This window comes from Thermomonas sp., assembly GCF_041905325.1.
In the GTDB taxonomy this organism is placed as follows: Bacteria; Pseudomonadota; Gammaproteobacteria; order Xanthomonadales; family Xanthomonadaceae; genus Thermomonas.
Window position 1 is genome coordinate 11,470 of the sequence record NZ_JAYRLK010000009.1, and the last position, 20,451, is coordinate 31,920.

A 20,451-nucleotide genomic window follows, 5' to 3' on the forward strand; every position below is an offset into this window, starting at 1 on the left:
GCGCTCCGCATGAACACCTGGCCCGCCACCGCGCTGATCCGCGCCAAGCGCGAGGGGCGCAGGCTCGACGCCGCGCAGTGGCAGGCGCTGGCCGAGGGCATCGCCAGTGAGGCGTGGAGCGAGGGGCAGGTCGGCGCGTTCGCGATGGCGGTGGCATGGCGTGGGCTGGATGCCGGCGAGTGCCGCGCCTTCACCTTCGCGCTGCGCGATTCCGGCCGCCGGCTGGACTGGCGCGACCTGCCCGGCCCGGTGCTGGACAAGCATTCCACCGGCGGCGTCGGCGACTGCGTGAGCCTGGCGCTGGCGCCGCTGCTGGCGGCCTGCGGCGGCTTCGTGCCGATGATCTCCGGGCGCGGCCTGGGCCATACCGGCGGCACCTTGGACAAGCTGGAAAGCCTGCCGGGCTATGACGTGAATCCCGACCCCACGCGGCTGGCGTGGGTGGTGCGCGAGGCCGGCTGCGCCATCGTCGGCCAGAGCGCCGACCTGGTGCCGGCCGACCGCCGCCTGTACGCGGTGCGTGACGTCACCGCCACGGTCGACGTGCCCGAGTTGATCGTGGCCTCGATCCTGTCGAAAAAGCTGGCCGGCGGCGCGCAGGCGCTGGTGTTGGACATCAAGACCGGCAGTGGCGCGCAGACGCCCGCCGAAGCCGATGCGCAGGCGCTGGCCGCGCGCATGCAGGCAGTGGCCGCCGGCAGCGGCCTGCAATTGGCGGCGATGCTCAGCGACATGGGGCAGGTGCTGGGGCGCACCGCGGGCAACGCGCTGGAGGTGCAGGGCGTGCTGGACCTGCTGGCGGGCCGGCCGCATTGCCTGCGCCTGCAGGCGCTGGTACTCGCGCAGGCGGCGCGCCTGCTGCACATGGCGGGGCTGGCGGAGAGCGAGGACGCGGCATTGTTGCGCGCGCACCAGGCGCTGGACAGCGGCGCGGCGGCGGAGCGCTTCGCGCGGATGGTGGCGGCGCTGGGTGGGCCGGCCGACGTGTTCACGCACGCGCTGCCGCAGGCGCCGGTGCAGCGGGAGGTCACTGTGCAGGCCGCCGGCGTGGTGCAGGCCATCGACGTGCGCGCGCTGGGCGAATGCGTGGTCGATTTGGGCGGCGGGCGGCGCGTGCCCGGCGCGGCCATCGACCCGGCGGTGGGGCTGTCCGAGGTGGCCGAACGCGGCCAGTGGCTGGAAGCTGGCGCGGCCTTGGCCATCGTGCATGCGCGCACCGCCGCTGCTGCCGAACGTGCGGCGGCACAGGTGCGCGCGGCATTCACGCTGGGCGAGGATGCACCGGCAGCAGTGCCGGCGTGGCGCTGGCTTTAGCCGGCGGGAAAGCTGAAGCGGTGCGGCAGTAGCTGGCTTGCGGTCACCTCCAGCCAGTGCCCATCCGGTTGCCGGAAACTCACCGTCGCCTCTTCGCCGAATTCCACCAGGGCTTGCCGGCAGGCGCCGCACGGAGTCACCGGAAGCGGCTCACCGGCGCGATTGAACGCCGCCACCGCGATGGCCACCAATGCGAACTGCGCGCCTTCGCCCTGCACGGCCGTGGCAATGGCCCCGCGTTCGGCGCAGCTGCCGATGGGGAACGAGGCGTTTTCGACATTGCAGCCGGTGTAGATCTTGCCGCTGGCGGCGCGCAACGCGGTACCGACCAGCAGGTTGGAATAGGGCGCATAGGCGTGCCGGGCGGCGTGCACGGCCAGCGTGCGCAGGGCGTCGATCTCGTGCATCGCGGGAATTCCGTGGCGGCGGGCGGGCATGGTGGCATGGTGGGTGCCGGTCCGCATAGGCCGGAGGTTGCAACGTCCGTGGCAGGTTTCCGTTATAGGATGCAGGCGCCTGCCGACGATCCGGCCCATCAGCGGAGGGGAACGATGCCGAAGCCAGCCCCGCACCGTGCCGTCGGCTACCTGTTGCTGGCACTCGCACTGCCCTTGCTGGCCTGGCAGGTGTTGCCGGTCCATCAGTGGGTGCTGCCGCAGGCGGATTTCCTGGCCCTGCATTCGTTGCTGGAAGTGTTCACCGTGGTGGTGTCGGCGCTGGTGTTCTTCACTGGGCTGGGGGCGGTGGAGGCCGCGCGTTCCAGCCGCACCATGGAACTGGGCGGCGCGTTCCTGGCGGTGGGATTGTTCGACATGCTGCATCTGCTGGCCTATGCCGGCATGCCGGACCTGATCAGCCCCAATACCCCGCACAAGGCGATCCTGTTCTGGCTGTTGGCGCGGGCGGTGGCCGGCATCGGCCTGCTGGCGTACGTGCTGCTGGCCGATCGCCCGGTCAGCAACGTGCCGATGGTGCGTCGGCTGTGGTTCCTGGCGGTGCTGCTGCTGGTGCTGGCGGTGGCGTGGCTGCCGTTGACCGCGCCGGAACGCATCCTGCCGATGTACCACGAAGGCGTGGGCCTGACCCGGTTGAAGGTGGCGCTGGAATGGGGCATCTGCGGGCTCTACCTGCTGGCGGCGCTGGTGGCGGTGTGGCGACGGCGACGGATCTCCGAATGCGAGTTCGGCAGCCTGCTGCTGGCGCTGCTGCTGATGGCGGCCAGCGAGGTGTTCCTTGCCATCTACGTGCAAGTGTCCAGCACCGCCAACCTGCTGGGCCACGTCTACAAGCTGGTGGCCTATTACTTCCTGTACCGCGCGATCTATGCCGAGGCGGTGAACCGGCCGTTCCGGCAGATGCGGCACGTGCTCACCCACGATGCCCTGACCGGGTTGCCCAATCGTGCCGCCTTCGGCGAGGCATTGGGCCGGGTGCTGGCGCGCGGCGGTGCCACCCGCGCGCCATGCGCGGTGCTGCTGCTGGACCTGGATCACTTCCAGAACGTCAACGACACCCTGGGCCATGAACAGGGCGACCGCTTGCTGGTGGCCATCGTCGCGCGCCTGCGCGAGAACCTGCCCGCCGCCAGCGACGTGGCCCGCTTCAGTGGCGACGAGTTCGTGATCCTGCTCGAGGATGCGCAGCCGGCGCAGGCCCGGCAACTGGGCGACACCCTGCTGCTGGCGCTGGCGCGCGAATTCGAGATCGGCGAAGACCGCGTGGGCATCAGTGCCAGCATCGGCATGGCCACCTTTCCGCAGGATGGCGATACGGTCAGCGCGCTGCTACGCCACGCCGACCTGGCCCTGCACCAGGCCAAGCTGGCCGGACGCAACTGCGTGGTGGGCTTCAGCACCGAACTCGATCGTGGATTCCAGCGCCGCATGCAACTGGAAGCGGGGCTCCGGCACGCACTGGAGCGTGGCGAGCTGGCATTGCACTACCAGCCGAAATGGGAGATCGAATCCGGTCGCCTGGCCGGTTGGGAAGCGCTGCTGCGCTGGCATTCGCCGGAGCTGGGGCAGGTGCGGCCCGATGAGTTCATCCCGCTGGCCGAGCGCACCGGGCTGATCCTGCAAGTGGGCGATTGGGTGCTGCGCGAAGCCTGTCGGCAGTTGCGGGAGTGGCGTGCCCAGGGGCTGCCCACGGGCACCATGGCGGTGAATTTGTCGGCACGCCAGTTCCGCCAGCGCGACATCGCCGAGGAAGTCAGCAAGGTGCTGCGCGAAACCGGCCTTGCGCCGGCCGACCTGGAGCTGGAGATCACCGAATCGGTGCTGATGGACGACATCGCCGCCGCCACCGTGGTGCTGACCGACCTCGAACGGCTGGGCGTGCGCATCGCCATCGACGATTTCGGTACCGGCTACTCATCGCTGGCCTACCTGAAATCCTTCCCCATCCATTGCCTGAAGATCGACCGATCCTTCATCACCGACATCCCGCGTGGCGGCAACGACGCGGTGATCGTGCGCTCCATCATCGCGCTGTCGCGCAGCCTTGGCTTGCAGGTGGTGGCCGAGGGCGTGGAGACGCAGGAGCAGTTCACCTACCTGCGCAACAATGCGTGCGACCAGGCGCAGGGCTATTTGTTCTTCCCGCCGCTGCCGCCGGCGGACTGCCACGACCTGCTGCGTGCCTGCCGGCGACTGGCGGAGGGCAACCTGCCCGGACAGGCGGCCGGTGCCGCCTGAGGGCGATGCCGTGCATCAGCCGAAGGCCCGGCCTTCGCCGGCCTCCTCGAAGGTCACGCCGTCGCGGATGTGGTAGATGCGCTTGAAGGTGGGGATGATCTTCTCGTCGTGAGTCACCACGATGACCGCGGTCTGGAAGCGCTGGGCCATGTCGTTGAGCAGCCGGATCACCGCCAGCGCGCGCTCCGAATCCAGCGGCGCGGTGGGTTCGTCGGCGAGGATCACCGGCGGCCGGTTGACCAGCCCGCGTGCAATGGCGACGCGTTGCTGCTCGCCGCCGGACAGCTGCGCCGGCATCGCCCTGGCACGATGCTGCACGTCCAGCGCGGTGAGCAGTTCCAGCGCGCGCGCGCGCGCCTCGGCGTTGCGCGCGCCGGCCAGCATCGGCAGCAGGGCGACGTTGTCGATGACGTCGAGGAACGGGATCAGGTAGGGCGCCTGGAACACGAAGCCGATCTTGTCGCGGCGCAGCGCGCGCAGGTCGCGCACCTTCCAGCCGTCGTCGAAGATCACCTCATCGCCCAGCTGCATGCGCCCGGCGGTGGGGTCGATCACCGCGCCCAGGCATTTCAGCAGGGTGCTCTTGCCGGAGCCAGAGGGGCCGATCAGCCCGACCACTTCGCCGGGTGCGACCTGCATGTTGACGTCCTTCAGCGCCAGCACCGCGGTGTCGCCGCTGCCGTAGCGCTTGCTCAATCCTTCGATGCGGATGCCGGTGGCGGCCATGTTCAACCCCCGATCGCTTCGGCCGGATCGACCTTCAGCGCCATCCGGATGGCGACCACGCTGGACGCCACGCACAGCAGCAGCACCGCGAAGAAGCCCAGCACCGAATCGCCGGGCACCAGCAGCACGTACTTGGGGAACAGCGGCGCGGCGAAGGTGGCGCTGATCTTGCCGACCACGAAGCCGATCACGCCCAGCACCAGCGCCTGCTGCAGGATCATCCACGCGATCGTGCGGTTGCGGGTGCCGATCAGCTTGAGCACGGCGATCTCGCGGATCTTGTCCATGGTCAGGGTGTAGATGATGAACGCCACGATGGCGGCGCTGACCGCGGCCAGGATCACCAGGAACATGCCGATCTGGCGCGCCGAGGTGGCGATCAGCTTGCCGATCAGGATCGCCTCCATCTGCGGGCGGTCGTACACGGTCAGCCGCTTCCAGCGCCGGATCGGTTCGGCCACCTCGCTGGCGGCGTGGCCGTGCGCCAGCCGCACCAGCACCGCGTTGACCGCGCTGTTGCTGCTTTGCGAAGCGGTCACTGCCTCCAGCAGGCCGGGCACGCCGGGGCGGTTGAAGGCGGGGTTGTCGGCGGTGCGCCGGCGCTGCATCAAGATCGCGTCGTTGTCCTTGAGGAACTGCGCCTGCTGCGCGTCCTTCAGCGGGATGAACACCATCGGGTCGCCGCTGGACGACACCATGCGGCGGGTCAGCCCGACCACGGTGTAGCGATGGCGGCGGATGCCGAGCGTGTCGCCGAGGCGGAACCCGCCGGCGACGTCGGCCACCGCCTCGTAATGGCCGCGGGTGATCTGCCGGCCCGCCACCAGCTGCGGCGGCCAGCCGGGCGTGCCGGGGCTGCCTGCGGCGATGCCGACCACCATCGCGCGCACATCGCGCTCGCCCTGCCGCACCTGCATGGTGAGGTAGGTGACGTTGGCGGCCTGCGCCACCCCGGGCAGCACGTGGATGTCGCGCCACAGGTCGTCCGGCACGCTGGAGGATTCCGCATACGGGCCGAGGGTGCCGCGCTGCACCACCCACAGGTCGGCGCCGCTGTTGTCCAGCAGCACCTTGCCGTCATCGACCATGCCGCGGTACACCCCGGCCATGGTCAGGGTGACCCCGATCAGCAGGCCCAGCCCGATCCCGGTGAACAGGAACTTGCCCCAGGCGTGCAGGATGTCGCGGCCAGCCAGGCTGATCACTTTGCTGTGCCCCGGATTCGCTCGACCACGTGGATACGGCTGTTGGCGGTCAGCGACTTTTCGCTGTAGAGCACGATCTGCTCGCCGCCGGCCAGGCCCTTGCGCACCTGCACGTTGCCGTCCAGATCGCTGCGGCCAAGCGCCAGCGGCGCGAACTCCAGTGCGCCATCGACCAGTTTCCACGCGCCGCGCTGGCCGCCCACGGTGCGGATGGCGGCATTCGGGATGACGGGCATGGCAGCTTCGCGCGGCAGTTGCACCGTGACTTCCGCCAGTTCGCCCAGCGGCGGCAGCGGCGCTGGCAATCCGGCGAACACGAGCTTGGCCCGCGTTTCCTCGGTCACGGTGTCCGCGACCGGCTCGATGCGCAGCACATGGCCGGCGTGCGCGTGGTCCTGGCCGGAACGCAGGATGATCTGCGCCGGCAGGCCGGCGGCCAGCCCGCCGGCGGCGATCTGGTCGAAGCGGGCGTCGATCCACAGGCTGGACGGGTCGATGACTTCCACCACCGCCTGCCCCGCCACCAGGGTGGTGCCGGGGTCGGCGTTGCGCGCCACCACCAGCCCGTCCACCGGCGCCACCAGCGCCAGGTTGCCGCGCTGGGCCTGCACCGCGTCGCGTTCGGCCTGCAGGCGGCGGATGTCGTCGCGCGCGGCGGCCAGGCCGGCGTTGGCCACGTCCAGCTCCTGCCGGCGCGCGGACGCGGTTTCCACGCTGACCAGCTGCTGCTGCGCCAATTGACCGTAGCGCTGGGCCTGCGCCTGTGCATAGCGCTGGCGGGCCTGCGCCTGCTGCAGCGCCGCCTGTGCGCTGGCAATGGCGGCCTGCTGTGCGCCGATGCGGTCGTCCAGGTCCACCGGCGCCATCGCGCCCAGCACCTGCCCGGCCTTGACCGCATCGCCCACGTGCACGTCCAGCCGCTGCAGCCGCCCGGCGTAGGTCGGGCCGATCCTGTAGCTGTAGCGCGCCTGCACGGTGCCGATGCCATACAGCGCTGGCGCGATGCCGCGCTTGGCGACGCCAAGGGTGGTGACTTCGGTGGGCGCCAGCGGGCCGGAGCGCACCGCGACCCAGGCGAACAGCGCCAGCAGCGGGACGATGGCCGCGGCCAGCATCAGCGTGCGGCGGGAAATGGCGGGCAGGCTCATGGCTGGCTCCGGATGCCGCGGCGGTAGATGGCGAACACGCCGGGCGCGTCGCGGCGCATGCGCGCCACGTCGCCGGCGATCAGCGATTGCATCACCAGCCCCTGCACGGTGCCGATGAAGAGGGTGGCGGCGGCGTCCAGGTCCAGACCCGGATCGAGTTCCCGGCAGGCGATGCCAGCCGCCAGATACCCGCGCAGACGCTGCGCGTAGCCCTGAGTCAGGGTCTGCGCCATGCGCTTGGGGAGGGTGTCACCGGGGCGCTGCAGTTCGCCGAACAGCATCCGCGGCACGCCCGGATGGCGGGCGACGAAGTCGACATGGGCCATGAACATCGCTTCCAGTGCGTCCAGCGGCGTCGCGGCCGAAGCCGCCGCAGCGTCCAGTTGCGCCAGCAGGCGTTCACTGACCCACCCCATCACCGTTTCCAGGATGGCATCCTTGCTCGGGAAATGCCGGAACAGTGCGCCCTGGGTCAGGCCCATGTGCTGGGCGATGGCGGCGGTGGTGATGTCGCCGGGGTTCTGCTCGGCAGCCAGTGCAATCACGGCGTCCACCGTGGCGGCGCGACGTTCGTCGGCAGGCAGCGGGCGGGAGCGGAGGGCCATCGGAAATCCATTGGTGAGTAATCAATTACTCGCAATAGTGTGCGCATCCCGCCGGCTTCGCAAGAGGGGCGGCCAACCCGCTATCCAAACCCTGACAACGGACACAAAAAGGCCCGGCATCCCTGCCGGGCCTTATCGCGTCCTTGCGCGCATCCTTGCGGTGCGCCTCCTTCAACTCATTGCGGCTGCCAGCGCAGGCTCAGGGTGTATTCGCGGCCCGGCTGCGCGTACCACGCGCTGGTTTGGTAGTGCTTGTTGAAGGCGTTGACCAAATTGGCTTGCAGCGTCCAGCCGGGGGCGAAGCGCCAGGACACGCGGCCATCCAGCGTGCTGTAGCCGCCCACGCGCAGGCTGTTGGCCACATCGTCCCAGCGGGCGGCTTCGGCAATGCCGCTCAGGCCAAAACCCCAATCGCCGATGTTGCGGTCCAGATCCAGCCGCGCGCTGCGGGTGGGCCGGCGTGCCAGCTGCTTGCCGTGCAGGAAGCCATTGCTCAGATTGCGTGCCTGCAACCAGCCCAGTTGGGCTTGCACCTCCCATTCGCCCAGGCGCGCATTGCCGGTCAATTCCAGCCCGCGAATGCGCGCCAGTTCCACGTTGCCGGGTTTGCCTTTGCTGGCATCGTAAGCAATCAAATTATCCACGTGGGTTTCATAGGCGTGGGCCTGCCAACGCCATGCATTGCCGTGTTGGCCCAGCGACACTTCACTGCTGCGTGAGGCTTCCGGCAGCAGCAGCGGATTGCTGAAGCCGGGGTAGTACAGCTCATTGAAGCTGGGGGCCTTGAACGCGGTGCCGACGCTGGCGGTGGCGCGCCAATTGCCGGCAAACTCCACGCCCCAGGCAATGCCGCCGGTGGTCTTGCCGCCGAATTGGTCGTTGTTGTCGTGGCGCAGGCTCAGCTGCACGTCCTGCGTACCGAAATCACCTTGATACTGCACGAAGCCCGCGCGGTTACCGCGTGCGGCGCGGAACGGCGACCACTTGTCACTGACGTTGGCGCGGTCGCGCAGGAAATCGTAACCGGCGGTCAGCACCTGGCCTTGGGCCACGGTGAAATCACCTTGCAGGCTGGCGCTGTCACGGGTGGTGACGAAGCGGTTGCTGAAGACTTTGCCCAGGTAATTGCTGGAATCATCGGTGTTGCGGCCCACGGTCAGCTTCACCTGCACGGCTTGCGAGGGCGCATAGCGCAGGCTGCCCCCCACCGTCTGCTGCACGATGTCGGAGTTATCGACGTAATCACCGTCGTAATCGTTGTGGCCGGTGGCGCGGAAAGCGCGGGCATCCAGTTGCCATGCTTCGGACGGGGCGAAATCGGCGCGCAGGCTGGCGTTGTTATTGCGGTAGCCGTCGCGGTCCAGATGGGTGCCCGGCACGATAAAGCAGCCCGCACCGGCCCAAGTGGCGGGGTTGTAATAACCCAGGCATGCATTGATGCCGTTGGTGCTCTGGTGGCCCACATCCACGCCCACGCCGCCACGCGCACCGCGCAGACTCACGCCGGCCGAGGCTTCGCGCAGGGCATGGCTGCCGACGGCAATGCGGCCATGGCCGTGCACGCCTTGTGCATCGCTGCGGCGGGTGAAGATCTGGATCACCCCGCCGATGGCGTCGGCGCCGTACAGCGACGAACGCGGGCCGCGCACGATTTCGATATGGTCGATCTGCGACAGCGGGATGTCCTGCAACGAGGTCAGGCCCGAGGTGGGCGAACCCACGCGCACGCCGTCGATCAAAAAGAGCGTGTGGTCGGATTCGGTGCCACGCAGGAACAGTGTGGACAGTTTGCCCAGCCCGCCTTGGTTGACGATGCTGATGCCGGCGCGGCCGCGCAGCAGTTCCGGCAACGAACGCGCGCTGCTGGCGTCGATCTGCGCGCGGTCGATCACTTCCACGGCTGCCAGCGAGGCGTCCACGGTGGTGGCGGTACGGGTGGCGGTGACGACGACCTTGTCGAGGTCCTTGGCGTCCTCCGGCGCGGCATGCGCAAGCGCGGGCAAGCCCAATGCCAGGACAAGGGGGGACAGGCGTAGCGGGTTGTGGCGGGAAAACATCGTTTGCATCTCCGGCGCGCGCGCCCGCGCACCCTGGGGGGAAGGGAGGCTGCAAGCAGGCGGGAATGGCAGACGATGGCGATGCACGCAGACAACGGGCAGGCCGGCGTCACGCAATGCCCGCCGCATCGCAACCTGACTGTTCCGGGCCGGTCTCCGGGCTGGCGAGCGGACATCGCGTGATGTCCCGTCTGGCGCCTTCCCATGCCGGCATCTGTCGATGCGTACACAGTGGCCGATGCCAGCCTTGTCTCGCTTACCGTTGCGGGGGCAGCGCCGGACTGGATGCAAGCATCGTCACCGGCTTCCCGTTTCAATCCGCAGGCAAATGCCGTTGGATCACCTTGAACCCGCTCATTCTAGCGCAGTCACGCCGCCGGCTGGCGGCTCAGTCGTCGGCAGGGGATTCCGAACCGGCATGACGGTCGTCATCGAACAGGGCAAATGCCGGTGCGATGGTGGTCTCGTGATGGGTGGTGGTGACCGGTGCCGCCGCCGGCCGGTAACGTGGCGGTGGCAGCAGCGCGGTGGCCGCTTCGGCGGCCTGCACCAGCTCGCTGCGGCGCGCTTCGGGCACGTCTTGCCAGTGGCAATCCAGCAATGCGCCTTCCAGCGCGTACAGCAAATTCAAGCCCGGTTTGAAGCCGGCCCGGCGCACCTTCATGAAGGCTTCCACGGTGCCAATCGCGGCGATGTCTTGCAGCGAACGCAGCCCCACCTGGCGCAGCCAAGCGGCCGATTTCGGGCCGATATTGCGCATCTTCACGGTCATGCCAGCGATTCCAGATAAGCGTGCGCGATAGCTTCCAGCCCGGCTTTGTCGTTCGCATCGAAACGCGCGGGCAGGGGGCTGTCGAGGTCGAACACGCCCAGCAGGGCATCGCCTTGGTACAGCGGCACCACCAGCTCGGAACGCGATGCCGAATCGCAGGCGATATGGCCGGGGAACGCGTTCACGTCTTCCACGCGCTGGGTGGTGCGGGTGCTGGCGGCAGCGCCGCACACGCCCTTGGACAGCGGGATGCGCACGCAAGCCGGCAGTCCCTGGAACGGGCCCACCACCAGCTCGTTGCCGTCGAAGAAATAGAAACCCACCCAGTTGAGGTCCGGCAGCGCGTGGTACACCAGCGCCGACAGGTTCGCGGCATTCGCAATCCGGTCGCGCTCGCCATGCAGCAACGCTTGCGCCTGCTCCAGCAGTTGCGTGTATTGCTCGGGTTTGGTGCCGGCAAGGGCCTGGGTCTTGAAGCTCATGCGGCGAGTGTAGCAACTCGCCGCGCCGGGCTTACCATGGGGGCTTTCCACGGCAGGCAGCGGGCGCATGTTCTCGGTTTACGTCACCGGCACCGACACCGGCATCGGCAAGACGCTGGCCAGTTGCGCGCTGCTGCACGCCTTGCGTGGACATGGCTTGCGCGCGGCGGGGATGAAGCCGGTCGCCAGCGGCTGTGAACGCATCGACGGGCAATGGCGCAACGAGGACGCGCTGGCCCTGCAGGCCGCGGGCGCGCCCGGACTCGCTTACGCGGACATCAATCCGTTCGCGCTGGAACATCCGTTGGCACCCGAACTCGCCGCGCGCGATGCCGGCGTCGCGGTGGAGTTGCTGCCCATTCTCGCCGCGCATGCGCGGCTGGCGACGGAGGTCGACGCCCTGGTGGTCGAGGGCGTGGGCGGCTGGGCCGCGCCGCTGTCGGCCTCGATGATGCAGCTCGACGTGGTGCGCGCGCTGCGGCTGCCGGTGGTGCTGGTGGTGGGGTTGCGGCTGGGCTGCCTCAACCACGCGCTGCTGAGTGCGCGGGCGATCGTGGAGGACGGCGCGCATCTGGCGGGCTGGATCGCCTCGCACATCGACCCGACGATGGCACGCGTCGAAGACAACCTTGCGATGCTGCGCGAACGCCTGCCGGCCCCGTGCTGGGGCGTGCTGCCGCATGCGCCGGGCGCAGCCCCGGCGCTGCTTGCGCGGCATCTGCGGCTGCCGGTGTTGGCTTGAAGCCAGGGAATGGGGTCAGAGTGGACTTTGCGGCGGTGGAAGTCGGCCAGCTAAAGCTGCTCGCCCGCAAAACTCCACTCTGACCCCATTTCCGGACCCCATTTCCGCCCTTCCCATCAAGTGGAGGGCTGGATGGGTTCCTGCGGCGCATCCGCATCCGTCTGCGGGGCATGCGCGTGGTCGCGGGCCAGGTACAGGTAGAACGCCGGCAGCACGAACAGGGTGAACATGGTGCCGATGGTCATGCCGGAGGCGATCACCACGCCCATCGAGAAGCGCGAGGCGGCACCGGGGCCCTTGGCCAGCAGCAGCGGGATCATCGCGAACACCAGTGCGGCGGTGGTCATCAGCACCGGGCGCAGGCGGATGCTGGTGGCTTCCTCGATCGCCGCGCGCTTGCTCAGGCCTTTCTCGATCTGCAACTTGTTGGCGAACTCCACGATCAGGATGCCGTGCTTGGAGATCACGCCCACCAGCGTCACCAGGCCCACCTGCGTGTAGATGTTGATGCTCATGCCGGGGAAGGCTTCGACGCCCATCGCCTGCAGGATGCCGCCCACCAGCGCCAGCACGTTCAGCGCCAGCAATGCACCGCAAATGGCCATCGGCACGGTGAGCAGCATGATCAATGCGTCACGGAAGCTTTCGAACTGCGCCGACAGCACCAGGAAAATCACGATCAGCGCCAGCGCCAGCGTCATCAACATCGCCGCGCCCTCCTGCTTGAATTGCCGCGACTCGCCGGCGTAGTCCACGCTGTAGCCCTGCGGCAGCACCTCCTTGGCGGCCAGGTCGAGAATGGCCAATGCCTCGCCCTTGCTCACGCCAGGGCGCGGGGCAAACATGATCGACACCGCGTTGAGCTGCTGGAAGCGCTTGAGTGATTGCGGCTGCGCGCTTTCCTTCAGGGTCACGATGGTGGACAGCGGGATCAGTTTCCCGTCGCGGGTACGGGTGTAGTAGTTCTCGAGGTCGCTGGCATTCAGGCGATCCTTGCGCTGCACCTGCGGGATGACGCGGTACGAGCGGTTCTGCATCGAGAACAGGTTGCTGTAGCCACCCGCCAGCATCGCCGACATGTCGGCCGCCAGCGTGCGCATGTCGATGCCCAGCGTGGCCGCCTTGTCGCGGTCGATGTTGACCTCGATGCGCGGCTTGTCGATCTTCAGGTCCTTGTCGAGGAAGATGAAACGCTTGCTGGCATAGGCCTTGGCGAGGATCGCGTCGGACAGGTCGGACAGCTGCTGCAGGCTGCCCACGCCGCCGATGATGAATTCACCGCCACCTTCGCCGCCCGCGCTGGGCAGCGACGGCGGCACCATCGCGAACATCTTCAGGCCGGTGATCTCGTTCAACTTAGGCTGCAACGCCTGTTGCAGCACCTGGTTGGTGGAGCGCGTGCGCTGGCTCCAGGGCTTGAGCACGAAGCCGGCCATCGCGCTGGGGCTGGCGCCGCCGCCGCCGCCCATGCCGCCATTGATCAGGAAGGTTTCCTTGATCTCCGGAATGCCGCGCGTGAATCCGGAAATCGCGGCGGTATAGCGTTCCACGTAATCCAGCGTGGCCACCGGATCGGCGCTGGCCACCGAGAAGATGAAGCCTTCGTCCTCGATCGGTGCCGGTTCCTTGGGCGCGCCCATGTACAGGAACGCGCAGCTGGCCAGCACGATCAGGCCGAACACCGCGATCACCGACCTGGTTTCCAGCGCGCTGTGCAGGCGGCGCTGGTAGGCGTGGTGCAGCTTGTCGAAACGGGTGTCCAGCCACAGCTCGAACCTGCCCTTGGGGTGGTCCGGGTCGTGCGCCTTGAGGATGCGCGAGCTCATCATCGGCGTCAGCGTCAGCGCGATCACGCCCGACAGCAGCACCGCGCCGGCCAGGGTGAAGGCGAATTCGGTGAACAGCACGCCGGTCATGCCGCCCTGGAAGCCGATCGGCAGGTACACCGCGATCAGGGTGGTGGTCATCGCCACCACCGGCCACGCCAGCTCGCGCGCGCCGCGCAGCGCGGCGTCCATCGGCGTCATGCCTTCTTCGATGTGGCGATGGATGTTCTCCAGCACGATGATCGCGTCGTCCACCACGATCCCGATCGCCAGCACCATCGCCAACAGGGTCAGCAGGTTGATGGTGAAGCCCATCAACAGCATCAGGAACATGCCGCCCACCAGCGACAGCGGGATGGCAATCGCCGGGATCAGCACGCTGCGCAGCGAGCCCAGGAACAGGTAGATCACCACGATCACGATCAGCAGTGCTTCCACGATCGTGCGGATCACTTCTTTGATCGAGTCTTGAATGGCCTCGGTGCTGTCGTACGGGATGCTGGCCTGCATGCCCTGCGGCAGCTGCGGGATGATCTCGTTGTCCCAGACCTTGCGCACCGCCTTGATCACGTCCAGCGCATTGGCGTCCGGCGAGACGTTGATCGCCATGAAGGTGGCGGTGTCGCCGCCATTGATGCGCACCGAGGTGCCGTAGCTGTCGGAGCCCAGCACCACGTCGGCGATGTCGCCCAGCCGCACGATCGCGCCGTCCTGCTCACGCACCACCAGCTTGCGGAACTCGTCGGCGTTGCGCAGGTCGGTGCGCGCGGTCATGTCGATGGCCACCATCTGGCCCTTGGTGGAACCCACTGCGGCCAGCACGTTGTTGGATTGCAGTGCGGCACTGACATCGCTGGCGGTCACTTTCAGCGCCGCCATTTTTTCCGGCTTCAGCCAGATGCGCATGGCGAAGTTGCCCGCGCCCATGATCTCGGCGCTCTGCACGCCGGGCACGGTGACCAGTTTCGGCTGGATGACGCGGGTCAGGTAGTCGCCGATCTGGTTGCCATCGAGGCGGTCGCTGGCAAACGACAGGTACATGCCGGCGATGCTCTCGCCCTGCTTCAGGTCGATCACCGGGTCTTCCGACTGCGGCGGCAATTGCCCGCGCATCTTGTTGACCTTGGCGCTGATCTGGGTGAGCGCCTCGCTGGGATTCTTGTCCAGCCGGATGTAGGCCTGGATGTTGCTCATCCCCGCCGCGCTGGTCGAGGTCATGTAGTCGATGCCCTCGGCGCTGGCGATCTCGCGCTCCAGCGGGGTGGTGATGAAGCCCTGGATCAGGTCGGCATCGGCACCGAAATAGGTCGTGCTGACGCTGATCACCGCGTTGCGCATCTCCGGATACTTGCGCACGTTCATTTCGCTGAAGGCGCGCAGGCCGAACAGCAGGATGAACAGGCTGACGACCATCGCCAGCACCGGCTTCCTGATGAAGAGGTCGGTAAATTTCATCGTTTGTTCTCCCGCTTCCCCGCTGCCGGGAAAGGGTGGATGTCGGGGCGGGGCGCGCGTGCGGCGCTCAGCGGTTCTGGACCTGCGGCTTGCTGTCGCTGGCGGGCTGGATCTGGTTGTCGATGGTCACTTCGCTGCCATTGCGCAGCTTCAGCAGGCCGGCCGTGACCACGCGCTCGCCGGGCTTGAGGCCGTCGGTGACCGCGATCAGGTCGCCCCGGGTGGCACCGGTCTTGATGAAGCGCTGGTTCACCACCAGTTTCTCGCCGGTCAGCGGCTTGCCGGTGGCGTCGGTCTCGCCCGGCTTGCGCTTCTCGCTGGTGATCACGAACACCGCATTGCCATACGGGTTGAAGCTGACCGCGGTTTGCGGAATCACCACCACGTCACGGGCCGCGCCCAGCCCGAAGCCCAGCTTGGCGAAGCTGCCCGGGCGCAACGTGCCATCGGGGTTGCGCAGGGTGGCGCGCGCCTTGAAGTTGCGCGTGCTGACATCCACTTGCGGCTCCACTGCCGTGACCGTGCCTTCGAAGGTCTGCCCCGGCACGGCGTCCACCGTGGCTTGCACGGTGCTGCCGGTGGCCAGCGTGCCGATCATCTGCTCGGGCAGGGTGAAATCCACGTACACCGGGTCCAGTTGCTGCAGCGACACGATCGCAGCGCCTGGCGCGATGTATTGGCCCAGGTTGATCTGGCGAATGCCCAGCACGCCCGTGAACGGTGCGCGAATGGTCTTCTGTGCGATCAGCGCGCGCTGCGCTTCCACCTGCGCGCGCGCGTTGGCGGCGGCGGCGGTGCGCGTCTGCACCTCATCCAGCGAGACCAGCTTGTCCTTGCCCAGTTGCTGCCAGCGCTGTGCCTGCACGTCCGCCAGCCGCGCCGAGGTTTCCAGCGCTTTCAGCGTGGCCTCTTCGTTGGCGGTGTTCAGCCGCACCAGCACGGTGCCGGCACTGACCGGCTGCCCGGATTCGAAACTGATCTGGCGCACCACGCCACCGGCTTCGGTGGTGACATTGGTGCCGTTGATCGCCACCAGCGTACCCACCGCTTCCCCGCCGGTGCTCCAGTGTTGGGTCTTGGCGGTATCGGCCGACACCGCCACCGCCGGCTGTGGCATGTTGTCGAAGAAGTTGTTGGTCTGCTTGGCGAAGAACGCCTTGAGGGCGAACACGCCGCCGAAGACGACGATGACGCCGGCCAGCATCAGGGCCCAGCGCAGGGCCGGCTTGGGGGGGCGGTGGGAGGTGGCGGCGGGCATGGGTTTTCCGGGGATGCGACAGAGAAGAATTCGCGATTGTATTCGAATAGTGAACTTGCTGGTGCAGCATTGTCGGAATTAGGCCGGCATTCCGCATCTGCCAGAAGGCAGGGGGCGGGCGGCGGGCACAAAAAAACCCGGCAGCCGAAGCTGCCGGGTCATGGTTGCGCCGAATCGGGGGGAGCGAATCGGCGACTGTCCCAGGGGGAGGGATTACTTGGCGGCCTTCGAGGCGGCCTTGGTGGCCTTCTCGACTTCGGCCTTGACCTGCGCGCCGGCCTGCTCGAACTGTGCCTTGGCCAGCGAACCGATCGCTTCGTTGGTCTTCACGGTGTTGGCGAACACTTCCTGCACGGCACCGAAGTTGCGCTCGGCATTGGCACGGGCCACCTGCACGCCCTTCGGCCACACGGCCTTCAGGCTGTCGGCGTCGCGCACCTGCAGCAGTTCGCCGGTGAAGGCGAAGCTGGCGTTGACGGTTTCCTCGATGGCAGCCAGGTGCAGGCCGAACGCCTTCTCGGCGTTTTCCAGCGCCAAGCGGTTGACGTTGGCGGCGACGTCGGCGAACTGGGTCGCGGCTTTGCTGAACTGGTCGTTGAACTGGTACATGGCGGTCTCCTGCATGGTGATCCGGCAGGGTTTGCCGGTTTGTGCGATGCAGCATAAATCGTCGGATGTTGCGATGCAACATTTCCCCGACGGGCGGTATCCCGCCATTCAGGCAGGCAGCCCGGGAGTCAGGGTCAGCGCCAGCGCGAGGGGCTGGTGCGTGCCAAAGGCAGCAAGGTGGCCGTCGGTTCCGGCACGGCCTGGGTGCCGGCCACGGCGCGGGCCAGCGGGGCGAGGTGGTCCAGCGCGCGGGTATAGACCCCGCGCTTGAAGGTGACCACATGCTGCAGGGGGTACCAGAAATCCACCCAGCGCCAGGCATCGAATTCCGGCACGTCGGTGGCATCCAGCCGCAAGTCGCTGTCCAGGCCGCGGAACCGCAGCAGGAACCAGACCTGTTTCTGGCCGATGCACACCAGCCGGTCGCGGTGGCGGATGGCGTGCGCGGGCAGGCGATAGCGCAACCAGCCGGGGGTGGCCCCCAGCACGTCGACATGCTCCGGCTGCAGCCCGGTTTCTTCGTGCAGTTCGCGGTACATCGCCTCCAGCGGGGTTTCGTCGCTGTTGATGCCGCCCTGCGGGAACTGCCAACCGTCCCGGCGCACGCGCCGTGCCCAGAACACCCGGCCATCCTCGTGCATCAGCACGATGCCCACGTTGGGGCGAAAACCGTCCGGATCGATCACGATGCGGACCCCGAAAATTTGTCTGCCCCGACTGTGCCAGCCGAATGCGGGACGGGCAAGCCTCATCGACGGCGAATTGACGACGGCATCGACAACCCGGATAATGACCGGCTCTGCGTTGGCTATGTAGCTCAGCCGGTTAGAGCACAGCACTCATAATGCTGGGGTCGGTGGTTCGAGTCCACCCATAGCCACCAACGCGAAGCGCATCGAACCCCGCGGCCTTGCGGGGTTCTTTGTTTCTGCCGCAGCGTGACGCCAAGCCCATGGACATCTTCAAGTCATTCACCCTCGAAGCCGCGCACCGCCTGCCGAACGTTCCGGACGGGCACAAGTGCGCGCGCCTGCATGGGCATTCGTTCAAGGTCGAGTTGCAGGTGTCCGGCGAGCCCGACCCGCAGCTGGGCTGGGTGATGGATTTCGCCGATCTGAAGGCCGCGTTCCAGCCGATCTACGAGCAGTTGGACCACCATTACCTCAACGACATCGCCGGGCTGGAAAACCCCACCAGCGAACAGTTGGCGATGTGGATCTGGGCGCGGTTGAAACCGCAGGTGCCGTTGCTGTCGGAAGTGGTGGTGCACGAAACCTGCACCTCCGGGTGCCGCTACCGCGGCTGAGCCGGCGCGGCGTTCAGTGCGGGTCGGCTTGCGCCAGCAACGCCGTCTTCACCTGCGCGAACTCGCTGACGATCCGCGCCACCGCGATGCCGGGTTGCTCCAGGGTGCCGTCACGGGCGGCATGCTCCAGGTCGCGGGCGGCGGCGGACAGGGTGATGGCACCCACATTGGCGCTGGAGGACTTCAGCGTGTGTGCGGCCACCCGCAGGGCGATCGGGTCGTTGGAGACCGCCGCGCGTTCGAGTTGGGCGATCAGGCGCGGGGCGTCCTCCAGATAGACCGCCACGATCTTGTCGACCTCCGCACCCAGCACCTCGCGCAGCTCGCCCAGCACGCCGGCATCGATCACCGGGGGCAGGCGTTCGGCCAGTTGCGGCGCCGTTGGCGTGGTTTCCGGCACCGGCATGTGGGTCCCCTTCCAGCGCGTCACGCACTGTTCCAGTTCGCTGCGGGTGACCGGCTTGGCCAGGTAGTCGTCCATGCCGGCGTCGAGGCATTTCTGCCGGTCCCCGGCCATCGCGTTGGCGGTCATCGCCACGATCGGCAGACGCCGGCTGGCGTGGTTCTGCTGCTCCAGTTCACGCCAGCGGCGGGTGGCGCTGTAGCCGTCCAGAACCGGCATCTGGCAGTCCATCAGCACCAGGTCGAAGTGTTCGGCCTGCATTTTTTCCAGTGCGGCTTGGCCGTTGCCGGCAGCCTCGCACTCGGCTCCCAGCACCTGCAGCAGGCGCTGCGCCACCATCAGGTTGACCGGGTTGTCCTCCACCAGCAGGATGCGCGGCTTTTCCACCGGGGTGGTGGTGGGCGGGGGAGACGCCGGGGCCGGGTGTTGGTCGTGCTGGCCCCAGTCCACCCCGGAGGCGGACAGCGCGGCACGCAGGTCGGCATCCTCGACGTTGCGCGGGATCAGGGTGGCCGAGACCGGCAAATCCAGCGAAGTGATGTCGTCGCCGCGCAGGTAGACCAGCCGCACGTCGCCGAACTGCTGGCGGCGCTCCATGTTGCGGGCCAGCGACAGCGCGGTGCTGCGGATGCTGGAGAGGTCGGCCAGCACCACCGAATAGGTCCACGGCTCGCCCTGGGTGTGCGCATGGCGCAGGCGTTCCAGGGCGTCGTGGGTATTTTCCACCGTGGTCACGCGCAACCCCCAGTTGGGCAGCAGCATGGTCAGGCGCATGCGCAGGCGCGCGTCGGTGGTCACCAGCAGCACGCGGCCACCGTGCAGGTCCTCGCGCTGCACCGGCATGTCGCCCTGCACCTTGAGCAGCGGGATTTCGAACCAGAAGCTGGAGCCGCGCCCGGGCTCGGATTCCACCCCGATGCGGCCGCCCATCAGCGAGACGATGCGCTGCGAAATCACCAGCCCGAGGCCGGTGCCACCGTAGATGCGGGTGGTGGAGGCGTCGGCCTGGCTGAACGGCTGGAACAGCTTGGCCTGGGTGGCCGGGTCGATGCCGATGCCGGTGTCCTGCACCTCGAAGCGCAGCAAATGCTGGGCCGGGGTTTCGCCCATGCGCTTGACGTTGATGGTGACGTTGCCGCGCTCGGTGAACTTGATCGCGTTGCTGATGAGGTTGCTGAGGATCTGCCGCAGCCGCACCGGGTCGCCGCGGACCGGCAGGCGCACGGCGGGGTCGAGGTTGAGCAGCAGGTGCAGGCCCTTGGCTTCGGCCGGGCGCTCCATCAGCGTGATGACGCTGTGCAGCAGTTCGCGCAGGTTGAAGCCGGTGGTTTCCAGTTCGAGGCGGTCGGCTTCCAGCTTCGAGTAGTCGAGGATGTCGTCGACGATCCGCAACAACTGCTGCGCCGAAGCGGTGGCGGTCTTGAGGATTTCCAGTTGATCGAGCGACAGCCGCGAGGTCGAGAGCAGGTCCAGCATCGGGATGATGCCGTTGAGCGGGGTGCGGATCTCGTGGCTCATGGTGGCCAGGAACTCGCCCTTGGCCATCACCGCCGATTCGGCGGTGTGCTTGGCGCGGGTCAGCTCCGCTTCCAGCTGGGTGTGACGGTCGATCTCGCGTTGCAGGGCGCTGATTTCCTCGGCATTGCGACGGTTCTGGTCGATGTGCTCCTGCTGCCGATGCTCGCGGTTGTGCGCGGCGAGGGCGAAGGTGGTGGTGGCGAACAGCGCCAGCAGTGCCATCACCAGTGCGATGATCTGCCACGGGCCCTGCACGCCGAGCTGGTCCACCACCAGCGCCAGGGCGGCACCTGCCGCCGCGCCAAGGGCCATCCAGCGGGTGGTCAGCAGGA

At 67.8% G+C, this 20,451-nt stretch carries 16 protein-coding genes, 1 tRNA gene, 1 pseudogene and 1 riboswitch; of the genes and pseudogenes, 5 read left to right on the plus strand and 13 right to left on the minus strand.

The genetic code is table 11. The annotated features are described in order from the left end of the window. Positions 1–9: 9 nt before the first annotated feature. Entirely contained in the window at positions 10–1,314 is a 1,305-nt protein-coding gene (locus ACE3OK_RS10195) for a thymidine phosphorylase (protein WP_374249435.1), read from the plus strand. On the opposite strand, the gene ACE3OK_RS10200 is transcribed toward ACE3OK_RS10195, so the two are convergent. Continuing rightward, positions 1,311–1,721 (minus strand): cytidine deaminase, encoded by a 411-nt coding sequence (locus ACE3OK_RS10200; RefSeq protein WP_374249436.1) that lies wholly within the window; start codon positions 1,719–1,721, stop codon positions 1,311–1,313. The two genes, ACE3OK_RS10195 and ACE3OK_RS10200, sit on opposite strands and share 4 nt — an antisense overlap. Positions 1,722–1,865: 144 nt before the next feature. On the opposite strand from ACE3OK_RS10200, the gene ACE3OK_RS10205 reads away from it, so the two are divergent. Beyond that, on the plus strand, positions 1,866–4,007 hold the full coding sequence (locus ACE3OK_RS10205) for a putative bifunctional diguanylate cyclase/phosphodiesterase (RefSeq protein ID WP_374249437.1): 2,142 nt from the start codon (positions 1,866–1,868) through the stop codon (positions 4,005–4,007). Positions 4,008–4,022: 15 nt separating this feature from the next. Here the strand turns inward: ACE3OK_RS10205 and ACE3OK_RS10210 are convergent, their stop codons facing one another. The 7 genes from ACE3OK_RS10210 to ACE3OK_RS10240 form a co-directional block, all read right to left on the minus strand. After that, complete coding sequence (locus ACE3OK_RS10210; protein ID WP_374249438.1) at positions 4,023–4,733, minus strand: ABC transporter ATP-binding protein; 711 nt, start codon at positions 4,731–4,733, stop codon at positions 4,023–4,025. A 2-nt stretch (positions 4,734–4,735) separates the two neighbouring features. Beyond that, positions 4,736–5,938, minus strand: coding sequence for an ABC transporter permease (locus ACE3OK_RS10215; RefSeq protein ID WP_374249439.1), 1,203 nt, complete (start codon positions 5,936–5,938; stop codon positions 4,736–4,738). Further along, positions 5,935–7,086 (minus strand): efflux RND transporter periplasmic adaptor subunit, encoded by a 1,152-nt coding sequence (locus ACE3OK_RS10220; protein ID WP_374249440.1) that lies wholly within the window; start codon positions 7,084–7,086, stop codon positions 5,935–5,937. Before ACE3OK_RS10220 ends, ACE3OK_RS10215 begins: the two co-directional genes overlap by 4 nt. Beyond that, the gene (locus tag ACE3OK_RS10225; RefSeq protein ID WP_374249441.1) at positions 7,083–7,691 is read right to left on the minus strand and encodes a TetR/AcrR family transcriptional regulator; all 609 of its coding nucleotides are present in this window, start codon (positions 7,689–7,691) and stop codon (positions 7,083–7,085) included. Before ACE3OK_RS10225 ends, ACE3OK_RS10220 begins: the two co-directional genes overlap by 4 nt. 176 nt (positions 7,692–7,867) lie before the next feature. Then, positions 7,868–9,748: a TonB-dependent receptor domain-containing protein gene (locus ACE3OK_RS10230; RefSeq protein ID WP_374249442.1), complete on the minus strand. Its 1,881-nt coding sequence runs from the start codon at positions 9,746–9,748 to the stop codon at positions 7,868–7,870. 129 nt (positions 9,749–9,877) lie between these two features. Continuing rightward, a riboswitch (cobalamin riboswitch) is annotated at positions 9,878–10,110 on the minus strand. Between the two features lie 26 nt (positions 10,111–10,136). After that, entirely contained in the window at positions 10,137–10,520 is a 384-nt protein-coding gene (locus ACE3OK_RS10235) for a TfoX/Sxy family protein (protein ID WP_374249443.1), read from the minus strand. Beyond that, entirely contained in the window at positions 10,517–11,002 is a 486-nt protein-coding gene (locus ACE3OK_RS10240; protein ID WP_374249444.1) for a GAF domain-containing protein, read from the minus strand. The genes ACE3OK_RS10235 and ACE3OK_RS10240 overlap by 4 nt, the downstream gene beginning before the upstream one ends. A gap of 67 nt (positions 11,003–11,069) precedes the next feature. Here ACE3OK_RS10240 and bioD point away from each other — a divergent pair, with 67 nt between their 5' ends. After that, complete coding sequence (gene bioD / locus ACE3OK_RS10245) at positions 11,070–11,744, plus strand: dethiobiotin synthase (protein ID WP_374249445.1); 675 nt, start codon at positions 11,070–11,072, stop codon at positions 11,742–11,744. Positions 11,745–11,860: 116 nt separating this feature from the next. On the opposite strand, the gene ACE3OK_RS10250 is transcribed toward bioD, so the two are convergent. The 4 genes and pseudogenes from ACE3OK_RS10250 to ACE3OK_RS10265 form a co-directional block, all read right to left on the minus strand. After that, a complete protein-coding gene (locus tag ACE3OK_RS10250) occupies positions 11,861–15,025 on the minus strand; it encodes an efflux RND transporter permease subunit (RefSeq protein WP_374249446.1) in 3,165 nt (1,054 codons plus the stop codon). Positions 15,026–15,092: 67 nt separating this feature from the next. Then, complete coding sequence (locus tag ACE3OK_RS10255) at positions 15,093–16,283, minus strand: efflux RND transporter periplasmic adaptor subunit (protein WP_374249447.1); 1,191 nt, start codon at positions 16,281–16,283, stop codon at positions 15,093–15,095. Between the two features lie 213 nt (positions 16,284–16,496). Beyond that, complete coding sequence (locus ACE3OK_RS10260) at positions 16,497–16,907, minus strand: phasin family protein (protein WP_374249448.1); 411 nt, start codon at positions 16,905–16,907, stop codon at positions 16,497–16,499. Between the two features lie 179 nt (positions 16,908–17,086). After that, a pseudogene (locus ACE3OK_RS10265) lies at positions 17,087–17,578 on the minus strand (RNA pyrophosphohydrolase); the annotation flags it as partial. 120 nt (positions 17,579–17,698) lie between these two features. Between ACE3OK_RS10265 and ACE3OK_RS10270 the strand changes: the two are divergent. Then, a tRNA-Met gene (locus ACE3OK_RS10270) sits at positions 17,699–17,775 on the plus strand. A 69-nt stretch (positions 17,776–17,844) separates the two neighbouring features. Next, positions 17,845–18,198, plus strand: coding sequence for a 6-carboxytetrahydropterin synthase QueD (gene queD / locus ACE3OK_RS10275; RefSeq protein ID WP_374249449.1), 354 nt, complete (start codon positions 17,845–17,847; stop codon positions 18,196–18,198). Between the two features lie 13 nt (positions 18,199–18,211). Here the strand turns inward: queD and ACE3OK_RS10280 are convergent, their stop codons facing one another. Next, positions 18,212–20,431, minus strand: a complete 2,220-nt coding sequence (locus tag ACE3OK_RS10280; RefSeq protein ID WP_374249494.1) for an ATP-binding protein — start codon at positions 20,429–20,431, stop codon at positions 18,212–18,214. Positions 20,432–20,451 lie beyond the last annotated feature (20 nt).